Source organism: Candidatus Nanosynsacchari sp. TM7_ANC_38.39_G1_1, from assembly GCF_004138385.1.
This window is the reverse complement of sequence record NZ_PQNZ01000020.1, coordinates 1-12,250: the sequence shown is the minus strand read 5'-3', so window position 1 is coordinate 12,250 and position 12,250 is coordinate 1. Positions and strand designations below refer to the sequence as shown.

Here is a 12,250-nt window from a genome sequence, read left to right as displayed (position 1 = left end):
GTACAAAAGTAAGTTAAAATAAAAGGATAGCAAATATGGAGAAAATTTCTAAACCTGAGGTTAAAACTCAGGATACACAAGATGCTTATGAAAGCTATCTAACCAGAGTATCGGACAATTTATTTACCGACCCGGATCATCCTGAAAGAGGGCCGAGGAGCCGCTCAATTGTTTATGTACCGTATCGCGGTTTTTCCGAACAACTGCAGCAGGGCTGTCCTAAAATTACCTTTACAGATTCTAATAGTCCAGAGGTTGTTGAAGCCGTGTCTGCGGCTGATGTTATTGTTAATATTGCTCGCGGTGAAGAGGTTGTTGAAGCAGAGATTGGACACCCAGACAGGAATGTCAAACTACCGCCAGAGTCGGTGGCAAATACCGACATGGTTAGCGATCTGTATGTGCGGGCGATTGAATCCGGCAATACTAATGTACAAGTTGTTCACACTGGTAGGATGAACAACAAGACGATTGCTATGGCAACAGCGATGCCAGTTTTGGCTGAGAGCGCCGGGCTGAATTATGAGGATGTGATTCATACATCTGATGCTAAAATACATCAGTTAGTAAAGGAAAACCAAGTCAATCTGAGCGATTTCATGCACGAAGTTGACACTAATCCAACAATGCAAGATATGCAGGTTTGTGTGCGGGCGCTTCGGCGAATATACGAGGCTCGTAATATTGATCCAGACACCGCCAGCGCATCTGAGTTGACTGATGCACTACTGGATGAATATGAGAAATATCCGCGCATTAGTACTTCAACACTAATGAAAGAGCAGATGTTGCGGAACGTTGCTGAAAAGTTACGAAGTGAAGGTAAGAGTGAAAAAGAAATTAATGAAGTAGTTGGAAAACTGGATGAGTTCACAGATGAGGAACCCGACTCGGTTGATACGGTTACGAACTTTACTAATAGCATCCCGATAATTTTATCTAAACAGTTGATTAAAGAGGGCTATGACGCTGATGAAGTTGGTGCTATGAGTACCGAACAAAAGATGGAATTGTTGGCAGACACTGAAATGACAGCAGTGTTTGTAGCTGACATTGCACATATGCCGCGGGTGATGTGGCTGGCTGATTATCTGATGCCAGACAACTTTAAGCTGGTATTTGTTGAGAGTAGGACGGATTTGGATGAGGAAACCCTACAAAAATCAATGGAGCGTGAAAAGCGGTCGCTTAAGCTCACTAGAAATTGGTTGCCGAATCAGATGGGTACTAGGAATCCAGCTAAAGTCGGCAAGCTGGCAGATGAGGCTTACTGGGGCAAAGATAGCATAAGTAATAAAGAAATCAACGCTAGCATTCAACAAGCAAAGTAGATAATTTAATCAAGCAGCTTGTCTAATTTATCGTGCCAATCTTCTGGTATGAATCCAGTTTTTTCAATTTTCGTTAGATCTAGGGTGCTTTGCGGTGGCCGCTTGGCAGTGTTTGGTTTATCAGCGAAATATTCAGCAGTAGAAACTGGCTGTACGTCTGAAGGTGATTTGCCTGATTTTTCAAAGACGATTTTGGCAATGTCTGCCCAGCTGGTCGGTTGGCCTTCATTGGTTAAATTATACGTGCCGTATGGTGCGCTTGTTTCTAATAAATGTTTAATACCACGCGCCAAAGTATCGGTAAAAGTTAGGCGGCCAATCTGGTCGTTAACGACTGAGGGTCTGATGCCTCGTGCTGCTAGATCCTGCATGATGCTGACAAAGTTTCTGCCGTCGCCGATTACCCACGAGGTTCGAATAATGTAGTGCTTGGTTGTTGTAGTGGCGACTCGATCGCCATCAGCTTTAGTTTTGCCATAAACGTTAAGTGGAGAAAAAGGTTCGTATTCGTTGTGGATTGGTTGGGAACCGTCGAAAACGTAGTCAGACGAGAACGTTACAAAAGTTAAGTCGTGCTGGCTAGCGGCTTTTGCCAAGTGGCGGGTTGCGTCAACGTTAACTGCTTTGACTAGGTCATAATTGCTGGGATTTTCTGCACCATCAACGTCGGTCCAGGCGGCAGCGTTAATAATTACTTTGACATTATCCCAGTTAAACTCATTGATTGCCTTTTGGTTAGTGATATCGAGTTGTTCGCGATCCAGGGCTAGTGCCTGAGGGTAAACTTTTTGTAGTGCTCGGCCGACTTGCCCGTTAGCGCCAGTGATAACTATTGCCTTATCGTCCATTAAACCTCCATCGGGATTACGTTTGCAAGCAGCGGGTGAGCGGCGTCTTTTTCGGAAATAATCGCTTGCTCTTGGCTGATGGGCCAATCGATACCAAGCGCTGGGTCAAATAAATTGACAAAGGTGTACTTGGCGTCTGGCGACCAGTGCGCGTCAACCAGGTAGGTGTAGGCAATGTTGTCGTCAAGCGCTTGATAGCCATTGGCAACGCCTTTGGGTACGAAAATTGCCGTGCCAGGATTGATTTCGTGCGTGAAAACCGTGCCGAAGCTGTCGCCTTTACGCAAATCGCACCACGCACCAAAGACTCGGCCGTTGGCAGTGGAGATAAATTTGTTCCACGGCTCGGCGTGGAGGCCACGGGTAGTGCCAGCTTTGTCATTGAAGCTGATATTGTTTTGCACGATGTCAAACGATGGTAGTCCCAACGCTTCCATTTTTTCTTTTTGGTAATTTTCTTTGAACCAGCCGCGATTGTCGCCATGGACGGGCAATTTAATGACAAATAATCCAGGAATCGGCGATTCAGCGACGGTTAGCTCGTTGTAATCGCTTGGATCGAAATTCATACAGTATCCTTTCGCCATAGTTGATAATAATGTAGTCCTGCAAGAGTTTGGCAATCATTAATTTCGCCGTTTCGAATCAGCTCATTGATCTCATCAAGTGTGAAAAATCGTATATCACTAAAGAGCTCATCGCTTTGTTCACGTTGGCCAGTGAAGCTTAGTTCTCGGGCTAGGCAGACCGCCATTTTTTCGGTCAATAAACCGTTACAAACGTATGCCTCACCTAGTTTTTGCCAAGACTGAGCGATGATGCCGGTTTCCTCCTCGAGTTCGCGTTTTGAAGCCTCTAGTAGGTCTTCATTGTCGCCCCCGCCGCCGGGCAACTCCCAGCCAAAGCTTTGCGACGGATAGCGAAAGCCACGCACTAAATACAAGCGCTCTTGGTCATCTACCACTACAATCATACACGAATCTCGCGACTCCATATAGCCATAGATTCCGGTGGTCCCATCTGGACTAACAGTCTGGTCTTCGTGAATGGTGATCCAAGGATTTTGATAGACGATTTTACTGCTGACTTTAGTTTTTGACGGCACATCTGTCATGATTATTGCCCCTGTTTTGCGTAGGCTGCTTCAACCGCTTCTTTTTGGGCTTTCCACCAGTCTTCGTGTTCGCGGTACCAATCAATGGTTTGCATTAGGCCGTCATGCATACCTGTTTGGTTATCAGTATATTGTGGCTGCCAACCCAGTTCGCGGCGCAGCTTGCTGGAGTCCATGGCGTAGCGCATGTCGTGGCCAGGGCGGTCATTGACATGCTCATACCAATCCTTACCTTTGCCCATCAGCTCGCAAATTAGCTCAATCACCATCTTGTTATTGACGTGGTCGTTGTCGGCGCCGATGATGTAAGTCTCACCCAGCTCGCCTTTTTCCAAGATGAGGTGAACGGCCGAGTTGTGATCATCAACGTGAATCCAGTCGCGNACCTGTTCGCCNGTNCCGTACAGTTTTGGCTTGATATNNCTCAAAATNTTNGTGATTTGGCGCGGAATNAACTTTTCGATGTGTTGGTANGGNCCGTAATTGTTTGAACAATTGGAAATNGTCGCTTTNATNCCGAAGCTGCGAATCCAGGCNCGTACNANCATGTCGCTGGAAGCTTTGGTGCTGGAGTAGGGGCTGGANGGNTTGTACGGGGTGTCTTCGGTGAAGCGGTTTGGATCGTCGAGCTCTAAGTCGCCAAACACTTCGTCGGTTGAGATGTGATGGAGGCGCTTGCCGTGCTTGCGGACAGCTTCCAAGATGGTGTATGTGCCGACCACGTTGGTCTCGACAAACGGCCACGGATTGCGCAGAGAATTATCATTATGGCTTTCAGCGGCGAAATGCACCACAATGTCAGTTTCAGCCACCAATTTATCCATCAGCTCAGCATCGCAAATGTCGCCTTCTACGAAAGTAATCTTATCAGCCACTGGCTGTAAATTGGCGCGATTGCCCGCATAGGTGAGCTTGTCAATAACAGTGATGTCATATTCTGGCTTGTGTTTGACGGTATAATGCACAAAATTCGAGCCAATGAATCCCGCGCCTCCCGTGACTAGCATCTTTGTCATAACTATAGTATATCAGGTATAATAAGTAATCGACAGAGGAGGATTATGAAAATAGTAATTGTTAGCGGTTATTTCAATCCGCTGCATGGCGGACACCTGGACATGATTGAGGCGGCAGCGGCTATGGGCGACAAGCTGATTGTAATTGTTAATAATGATAAGCAGCAGCTGCTCAAAAAAGGCAAGATTATCCTGGATGAAAGTAATCGGTTGCGGTTAATGCGGGCGCTAAAGGGTGTCGATCAGGTTATTCTATCAATCGACGAAGATCCAACGCAAATTAAGTCGTTGGAAATGGTTGCCGGCCAGTATCCGGGTGATGAGCTGATCTTTGCTAACGGCGGCGATCGTGATACCGAAAAAGCCATTCCCGAAGCAGATGTTTGTAAAAAGTACAACATACAGATGCGGTTTGATGCTGGTAAAGGTAAGCCAGATTCGTCGACGCGAATCAACCAAGCGACAGGCAAAGAGTAGACAAACGCGAATTAGAAGAAACAAGTTGTTATTGGCTTGTCGTTAAATAAAGCGCCACAGCCACTATTCAGAAAAACCGTTTGGATTCTGCGATTGCCAGCGCCAGCTATCAGCGCAAGCCTGTTCAATACTTAATTCGGCTCGCCAGCCTAGTTCGCGCTCAGCTTTGCTGCAGTCAGCGTAGCAAGCGGCGATATCACCAGCTCGCCGCGGTTTGATTTCGTAGGGCAAATCTCGCCCGCAAGCTTTGCTAAACGCTTTGATGATTTCTAACACCGATGTGCCGCTTCCGGTGCCGAGATTATAGACATTAGCCCCGGCTTTCATATGCTGCAGAGCAGCGACGTGGCCGCGCGCCAAGTCTACGACGTGAATATAATCGCGTACACCCGTGCCGTCTGGCGTGTCGTAATCGTCTCCGAAAACACCGACGCTTTGAAGTTTGCCGACAGCAACTTGAGCGACATAAGGCAATAAATTGTTTGGAATGCCGTTTGGGTCTTCGCCGATTTGGCCTGATTGATGGGCGCCAATCGGGTTGAAATAACGCAAGATTGTTGCTTCGAACGTTGGATCGGCCGCGCAGTAATCCTGTATGATTTGCTCGATCATGTATTTAGTCTTGCCATAAGGATTGGTTAAGCCTACGCCGACTGTCGAAGTTTCGCGCAGCGGCAGCTCGCTAGGACTGCCGTAAACAGTTGCTGAACTTGAAAAGACTAATTGCTTAACGTTATGTTCTCGCATCACTTCAAGCAGCACCATAGTCGAGACAAGGTTATTGTCATAGTATTCTAGCGGTTTGGCGACCGATTCGCCGACGGCTTTTAGTCCAGCAAAATGAATCACTGAATCTATATCGTATGTTGTAAAAATATCATCAAGTGCTGATTGGTCGCGGACGTCCGCTTCAATAAAAGGGATGTCGTGCCCAGTGATCTGTTCGACACGTCGCAAACTCTCGCGGCTAGAATTGGCTAAGTTATCGATTACCACTACTTCAAAATTGTTATTGATAAGCTCGATCAGCGTGTGGCTGCCAATATAACCCGCGCCGCCAGTGACTAAAATTGTTTTCATAACCCTAGTATACCCGAAAAAATAAATAATTGCTTAAGGCGTATTATCTCGTACAACTTTCCTAATCTTAGTCAAGAAAAGTCCTTTGTCGAAGCGTTTAGCGGTGCGGGCGAGTTTGCTCGGATAAAAGCGGGTTTGTTCGGTGATTTTGATGGCTTTTGCAATGTCGTCGACGGTTTGATGTTGAAATAGCGTGCCGATATCAGGCGACGTGACTATATCAGTGGTGCCGCCGCGTGCCAGGCCGATAACGGGTGCGCCGGCTGCCAATGCTTCGACGCTGACAATACCGAAATCCTCCTCGGCAGGATAAATAAAGCCGCGCGCAGTTGTGATAGCTTTCTCGTATTCGGCATCGCTAGCATCGCCGAAGCGGTCGGTGCGGAATTCGACGGTTGGGCCGGCAAGCTTGACTAGCTGGTCGTGAGCTGGCCCGTTGCCAAAAACGATCAGTTTTTTGTTGAGTTTGGTAGCGGCTTTGACGGCTAGATCGTAGCGCTTATACGGCAATTGGCGGCCGATGGTTACGTAGTGGTCACTCCGCTTGCGAGCAGGCGTAAAGCGGCTAGTTTCGACTGGCGGATGAATTACGGTACTGCTGCGGCCGTAATATTTTTTGATGCGTTTTTGCGTCTCGGTAGAGTTAGCGATGAAGACATCAACTTGTTTAGCAGCCTCCAGATCAAGCTGGCGCTGATGCGGTACCAGCAGCGGCATCAGCAGGCGAATAAACGGATTAAGCTTGCCGTAGCCAGGATCGCGGCGGTATTCGTCGTAGTGGCTCCAGTAGTAGCGCGGCGGCGTATGGCAATAATTGATAATAACTTGGTTGAGTCGTGCTTTAGTAACTTGGTGGCCGTGCAGGTACGAACTAGTCAAAATAATATCAAATTCGCTAAGATCGAGCTGGCGCATTGCTTTAACTGCTAGCGTCGGAAAAAGTTTGTAATAATTACGCAGCCGCAGCGGTATTTTTTGTAGTTTCGAGGTGCGAATATCAAGTTTAGCAAAAGCTGGAACCTTGTCGGGATTATATATTGCCGTATAAATTGGCGCATCAGGGAAAGCTTCGTGCATTGCTAGCACGACATTCTCGGCACCGCCCATCGTTGTCAAGAAGTCGCAAACAATTGCAATGCGCGGACGCTTCATTATCTCGCTCCTGTTTTATGTAATACAACACCGATTGTTTTGAAAAGTATCCGCAAGTCTAGCCAAAAACTCCAGTTTTGCGCGTAATAAAGCTCAAGCTCAATCCGTTCGTCGAAGCTCAAGTTGCTGCGGCCCGAGACTTGCCACAATCCAGTTACTCCAGACTTAACGCTATGCAATAACGCCGTACGATTTTTGCTGAATTTAACTTCTTGCGGCAGAATCGGACGCGGCCCGACTAAACTCAAGTCGCCGAGCAGCACGTTGATAAATTGCGGGAATTCATCAAGCGAAGTATTACGCAAGAACTTACCAAACCAAGTAATTCGCGGGTCATCGGCAACCTTGTGATCGCGCCGATATTCGGCGGCCAAATCAGGCCGGTTCATTTCCTCAAACTCGATACTGGCGTCCTTTTTGCCGTACTGAGCACCCATAGTGCGGAACTTATAAAGGCGAATCGGCTTCGAAAAACGGCTCAAACGCTTAGAACGGTAAAAAATCGGTCCGGGATTGCAAATCTTTTGCAGCAGCGCGATTATTATTATAATTGATCCCCAGAGCGGCAAAGTAATAATAACGGCTATCAAGTCAAATAACCGCTTAGCAATTGCTCCCCAGCCGATGAGTGGTGTTTGGCTGACGGTAATCATCGGATAGCCGAGAAAGACATCGACGGTGTTTTTGCCAGTGTAAAATTCTGGCTCGCCAGGAATGAAATTATATTGAATGTGAGCAATTTGCGCAGCGCTTAAAATCTGGTGGTTGCGGTCTTCGCTGGCATAAAGGTCGGTTTGAATAATAGTGCTAATGTTAAGTTTTTTGATATCTTTGAGTGCTGTCTCGACGCGGCCGTAATGAACGATACCGAGATGCGGCGGCAACAATTTTGCCGGTCCGGCGAAGGCTACAATTTGATAACCAGATTTGTGGGTGGAGCCGAGGGACATCGCAATATCGGTCGTCGCATCAGAATTGCCGATTACCAACACTCGACTGACGCCGTGTCCGTAGCGGTATAACTCGTTGCGAATAGTGCGAATTATTTCGCGTACCAAAATAATGGCAATCGTTGAGCCGATTAAAACGTAAAGAGCGACTAACCTGGCCGGAAAAATATGCATACTAGTGAAGTATTCCCAGCCAATCACCAGCAGTATACCAATGAAAGTGCCGAGCGTTATACGGCTCCATTCGACGAGGCGGCGGTTATAAATGCTCGGACTATACAATCCGAGCGAAGCGAAAATCAGTATCCACACCGGGGTAATCACGGCAAAGCCGATAATATATTCGTAGGCGTAAACAATGTGCAAGAGTACGCGCTGGTCGACTTGAGTGCGAATGTAATAGGCTGCGGCAAAAACAATTGCCAGCACAATCGCGTCGGCCGCCATCAGGATTAGGCTGTAAGACTTGGTGTTATGAGATGGCATTTGTCTTCATTATAACAACTTTCGTTATAATAGATAGCATGAGCAATCTCAATACCGATAATTTGGAGCGTCGGCTAGCTTCGGTAACGCTAGCGCTGTTGGCTGCGATTATGCTAGGTTTGGCAATTCATACGCCGTTGACGGTTTTTGCGAGCACGCATTGGCCGCTGGTTGCGCTGTATGCCAAAGCATGGAAAGAAGTATTGCTAATGGTAGCTTTTGTTCTGGTGATTATCCTGGGTTGGCGGCGCCATGCTTGGCGATTTTGGCTGCGCGATAAGTTGTTATGGTTGATTGCTGGTTTTGCGCTGTGGCATTTAGTTTTAGTAGGAATATCGCTGGCTGCGGGTAATTCAGCGACGACTGTGATTGCTGGCCTGGTAATTGATTTGCGCTGGGGTTTAATAGCGGCGACGATGTATGGTTTTATTTATCTATATCCGCGCTATCGGCAAATTTTATTGAAATGTATGCTGGCGGCAGCAGTGGTAATTATTGGGTTTGCTTGTTTACAGTTGGCTTTGCCGCGGGATTTCTTGACAATATTCGGTTACAGTCAGGCGACGGTTGCACCGTATTTGACGGTTGATTCAAATGAGGCTTATGTGCGCTTTGGCAGCACGCTGCGCGGGCCGAATCCGCTAGGAGCGTACGCGCTTGGCGGATTGGTGTTGGCGTCAGCATTTTTGGCGGCAAAATGGCGTGATAGTGCTAAGCTGCGCGTCTACGGCATTTTGGCGGCCGCTAGCTCTAGTATCGCTCTTTATATTAGTTATTCGCGGGCGGCGATTCTGGGGGCTCTAGCAGCGTTAGGCGGGCTTTTTGCTCATCAATATGGCCGGAAATTATCTAAAAAAGCTTGGATATCGATTGCTGCGGGAGTTTTAGTTGCAGCTGCGGGCGGAGCTTATTTGCTGCGCGATACCAACTTTATGCATAATGTGATTTTGCATGATAATCCTACTACGGGTGCTGCTAGAACCTCAAACGATGACCACCTTTCGTCGCTGCGCGATGGCGTCATCAAGGCAGCGCAGCAGCCATTCGGTGCTGGTATTGGCAGTACCGGGTCGGCATCGTTATTAGGTGATTCAGGGGTGATTATCGAGAACCAATATTTATTTATCGTGCACGAAGCTGGTTGGCTGGGTTTAGTGATTTACTTGATGATTGTGATTATCGTTTTGCGGCGGTTATGGCGGCGGCGGAACGATTGGTTAGCGCTTGGTATGTTTTTGTCTGGAATTGGCCTGAGTATCGCTAGTTTGTTCTTGCCAGTATTTGCTGATGATGTGATAGCACTAGTTTGGTGGGGCTTGTCGGCGCTGATAGTGGCACGACCGTTTGACCGGGAGCTGGTTGATTCGTTATAGTGAAGGTATGGCAGCACAAGCTCAATCGGCGGCAATTAATCCGACCAAGAAGCAGTACGAGCTTTTACTATTTATTGATAACTTTATAAAAGATAACGGCTACGGGCCGAGCTATCGCGAGATAATGCGGGCGCTTAATTACAAAAGCGTTTCGACAGTGGCAGTACATATTGATAATTTGATCTCCCGCGGCTACTTGCGTAAGCGTGATAATTCAGCGCGGTCGCTAGAGGTGATCGACGTGGTTGCGGCGCCAAAAACCACGCCAGAAGTTTTGGATTCGACAGACGCGATAACTGAACGCTGTATTCGCGCTAAAATAGCCGATTTGCAGAAGCAAGACGACGATAAGGCACGCCAGGATATTCAAACACTGCAATCGGCATTACAAATTCTTGGCTATGAGGGGCCGCGTGAGACGGATAGCGCGTAAACCATCTTACCGCCGGCGTTATACTGGTACTAAAGCGGCGGTCCATGCCGCTAAATCTACTAAATCTAGCGCTTGGCGATTGAAGTTGCGGCGTCTAGTTTATGGCGCATATCGGCAGGTCAATTACCAAGCTGCTTCATTGCAGATAAAATTACAACGTTTGTTACGCCATAAGTATTTCCGTAAATATGCAGTCGGTGCGGCAGCAAGTTTGACATTTCTTCTAGTAATTGTACAGTTGGCTTATCCAAGCGATAAGACTTTGCCGTTTGCGCACGTTGACGGATTGGCAATTGGCGGTATGACTAAAGATGCAGCGGCTAAAAAAGCTAATCAAGCGTATAGCGACCATGCTCTTAATATCACGATGAATAATTCAGACAAGCCAGCAGTTAGCATTAAACTGCGCGATATTGCTGTCTCGGTTGATAATTCGCAGCGGATCAAGCAGTACGATTATCCTTGGTATGTGCGATTAGTGCCAACTTCATTGTTTTGGTATGGTTTGAATTATGGTTCGCCGCCAGCCCCTAAATTTGCCAACCAAACGGATGCAGCTGTTAACGAAAAAATAGTTGCTCGCTGCCAAGTTAGTCCGACCAATGCTACGCTTAAAGCCAAAGGGGCGCAGCTCGAGCTGCAGAGGTCTAGGCTTGGCGGTAAATGCGATGAGGCTAAAATCAAGCAATCTGTTCGCGATATCAAACCAAAATTACATCAGCCTACAACTATTAATGTCAATAAAATAGATATCAAACCAGCGGTGAGCGATGAAAAAGCTAAGCAATTGGCGCGAAAGCTAACCAAACATCTAGCGGGAGGTATTCAAATTAAAGCTAGAGATAAAACCGTCGCGGTCGATGCGCAGACAGTCTACGCTTGGCTTGACTTTACCGATAAAGATAAAGAATTGGTGGCTACGCTGAATGCTGAACGTACTAGCAAATGGCTGAATGATGAGGTAGCGAAAATTGTTACTGTGGCGCCTGGGGTGTCGAAAATTACTACGCATGACTTCACTATTGTTAGCAAGCAGACAGGTAGTTCAGGGCAAGCACTTGATGTGGCGGTAATGCTGCAGAAATTACAAAGTACAATCGACGGCGGTAGTTTGCAGCTTGATGCCGTTACCAAGGCTGTGCCGCCGCGCGAGGAATATACGCGGACATATAGCTCGAGCGATGCTGGCTTGTCGGCTTTGATGGAAAATTTCGCCAAAGACCATCCGGGGACTTACGGCGTGTCGATGATAGAACTTGACGGCAAAAAGCGCCGCGCCGAATACAATGGCGATAAGCAATTTGTAACAGCTAGCACCTACAAATTGCTAGTGGCTTATAGCTTGCTAAAGCGTATTGATAGCGGTGCGCGCAGTTGGGATAGCGATCAAGCATGCTTTAATAAAATGATTAGTTTGAGCGATAATGCTTGCGCGGAAAGTTTCTTGAACGCAATTGGAGTTAGTACTTTGACTAGCGAAGCTAACGCCATTGGCCTTAAGAACTCGACATTTATGAAAGGCGGCGGACCGTATACGACAGCAAATGATCAAGCCCTGCTGCTAGGTATGATTGCAACCGGCCAAAACTTTTCGAGCGCTAATCAGCAGCGCTTGCTAGAAGCTATGAAGAAAAATGTGTATCGCAAAGGTATTCCGGCGGGTGCGTCGGGGACGGTTGCCGATAAAGTTGGCTTTATGAATGGATTATTGCATGACTCGGCGATTGTTTATGGTTCGCACGGTACGTACGTACTGTCAATTATGACTGATGGCGCTAGTTGGGAAGCGATTGCTGATTTGGCAAAACAGCTTGATGCGCTGCGAGCGCAGTAGACTTTACACCTTTTGTATAATAAGTTACAATACTGGTATCTGCGGTGAAGCAGAGTGTATTCCGGCATAGCTCAGTGGTAGAGCGGATGGCTGTTAACCATTAGGTCGCTGGTTCGAGCCCAGCTGCCGGAGCCAAGAAAAGACACTTCTACGGAG

The 12,250-nt window shown here is 47.3% G+C and carries 10 protein-coding genes, 1 tRNA gene and 1 pseudogene; 6 read left to right on the top strand and 6 right to left on the bottom strand.

The features are described from left to right. Positions 1-35: 35 nt before the first annotated feature. On the top strand, positions 36-1,331 hold the full coding sequence (locus G1ANC_RS02105; protein WP_129693377.1) for a hypothetical protein: 1,296 nt from the start codon (positions 36-38) through the stop codon (positions 1,329-1,331). Positions 1,332-1,336: 5 nt separating this feature from the next. Here G1ANC_RS02105 and G1ANC_RS04240 read toward each other — a convergent pair. The 3 genes and pseudogenes from G1ANC_RS04240 to rfbB form a co-directional block, all read right to left on the bottom strand. Continuing rightward, positions 1,337-2,748 (bottom strand): annotated as a pseudogene (locus G1ANC_RS04240) (sugar nucleotide-binding protein). Continuing rightward, positions 2,745-3,293 (bottom strand): NUDIX hydrolase, encoded by a 549-nt coding sequence (locus G1ANC_RS02095; protein ID WP_195157089.1) that lies wholly within the window; start codon positions 3,291-3,293, stop codon positions 2,745-2,747. The pseudogene G1ANC_RS04240 and the gene G1ANC_RS02095 overlap by 4 nt, the downstream one beginning before the upstream one ends. Before the next feature lie 2 nt (positions 3,294-3,295). Beyond that, complete coding sequence (rfbB, locus tag G1ANC_RS02090; RefSeq protein WP_129693375.1) at positions 3,296-4,309, bottom strand: dTDP-glucose 4,6-dehydratase; 1,014 nt, start codon at positions 4,307-4,309, stop codon at positions 3,296-3,298. A 45-nt stretch (positions 4,310-4,354) separates the two neighbouring features. Between rfbB and G1ANC_RS02085 the strand changes: the two genes are divergently transcribed. Then, positions 4,355-4,786 carry an adenylyltransferase/cytidyltransferase family protein gene (locus G1ANC_RS02085; RefSeq protein ID WP_129693374.1) on the top strand — a complete coding sequence of 144 codons (432 nt, stop codon included), beginning with the start codon at positions 4,355-4,357 and terminating at the stop codon, positions 4,784-4,786. 63 nt (positions 4,787-4,849) lie between these two features. On the opposite strand, the gene galE is transcribed toward G1ANC_RS02085, so the two are convergent. Genes galE through G1ANC_RS02070 form a run of 3 tightly spaced genes read right to left on the bottom strand, consistent with a single transcriptional unit; the run spans position 4,850 to position 8,454 of the window. Beyond that, positions 4,850-5,866, bottom strand: a complete 1,017-nt coding sequence (gene galE, locus G1ANC_RS02080) for a UDP-glucose 4-epimerase GalE (RefSeq protein ID WP_129693373.1) — start codon at positions 5,864-5,866, stop codon at positions 4,850-4,852. Between the two features lie 33 nt (positions 5,867-5,899). Continuing rightward, positions 5,900-7,018: a glycosyltransferase gene (locus G1ANC_RS02075; protein WP_129693372.1), complete on the bottom strand. Its 1,119-nt coding sequence runs from the start codon at positions 7,016-7,018 to the stop codon at positions 5,900-5,902. Further along, a complete protein-coding gene (locus G1ANC_RS02070) occupies positions 7,018-8,454 on the bottom strand; it encodes a sugar transferase (RefSeq protein WP_129693371.1) in 1,437 nt (478 codons plus the stop codon). Before G1ANC_RS02070 ends, G1ANC_RS02075 begins: the two co-directional genes overlap by 1 nt. A gap of 38 nt (positions 8,455-8,492) precedes the next feature. Between G1ANC_RS02070 and G1ANC_RS02065 the strand changes: the two genes are divergently transcribed. The 4 genes from G1ANC_RS02065 to G1ANC_RS02050 all read left to right on the top strand — a co-directional run bounded on the left by G1ANC_RS02065 (position 8,493) and on the right by G1ANC_RS02050 (position 12,229). Then, positions 8,493-9,827, top strand: a complete 1,335-nt coding sequence (locus G1ANC_RS02065) for an O-antigen ligase (protein WP_129693370.1) — start codon at positions 8,493-8,495, stop codon at positions 9,825-9,827. A gap of 7 nt (positions 9,828-9,834) precedes the next feature. After that, positions 9,835-10,260, top strand: a complete 426-nt coding sequence (locus G1ANC_RS02060; RefSeq protein WP_129693369.1) for a LexA family transcriptional regulator — start codon at positions 9,835-9,837, stop codon at positions 10,258-10,260. Further along, complete coding sequence (locus G1ANC_RS02055; protein ID WP_164997971.1) at positions 10,241-12,094, top strand: serine hydrolase; 1,854 nt, start codon at positions 10,241-10,243, stop codon at positions 12,092-12,094. The genes G1ANC_RS02060 and G1ANC_RS02055 overlap by 20 nt, the downstream gene beginning before the upstream one ends. Positions 12,095-12,154: 60 nt before the next feature. Next, positions 12,155-12,229 (top strand) — tRNA-Asn (locus G1ANC_RS02050). Positions 12,230-12,250 lie beyond the last annotated feature (21 nt).

Excerpts from the sequence above, each read along its gene's own strand:
- G1ANC_RS02065 (WP_129693370.1), top strand. The coding sequence starts at position 8,493 with ATGAGCAATCTCAATACCGATAATTTGGAGCGTCGGCTAGCTTCGGTA.
- galE (WP_129693373.1), bottom strand. The coding sequence starts at position 5,866 with ATGAAAACAATTTTAGTCACTGGCGGCGCGGGTTATATTGGCAGCCAC.
- G1ANC_RS02060 (WP_129693369.1), top strand. The coding sequence starts at position 9,835 with ATGGCAGCACAAGCTCAATCGGCGGCAATTAATCCGACCAAGAAGCAG.
- G1ANC_RS02075 (WP_129693372.1), bottom strand. The coding sequence starts at position 7,018 with ATGAAGCGTCCGCGCATTGCAATTGTTTGCGACTTCTTGACAACGATG.
- G1ANC_RS02095 (WP_195157089.1), bottom strand. The coding sequence starts at position 3,293 with ATGACAGATGTGCCGTCAAAAACTAAAGTCAGCAGTAAAATCGTCTAT.
- G1ANC_RS02105 (WP_129693377.1), top strand. The coding sequence starts at position 36 with ATGGAGAAAATTTCTAAACCTGAGGTTAAAACTCAGGATACACAAGAT.
- G1ANC_RS02070 (WP_129693371.1), bottom strand. The coding sequence starts at position 8,454 with ATGCCATCTCATAACACCAAGTCTTACAGCCTAATCCTGATGGCGGCC.
- G1ANC_RS02085 (WP_129693374.1), top strand. The coding sequence starts at position 4,355 with ATGAAAATAGTAATTGTTAGCGGTTATTTCAATCCGCTGCATGGCGGA.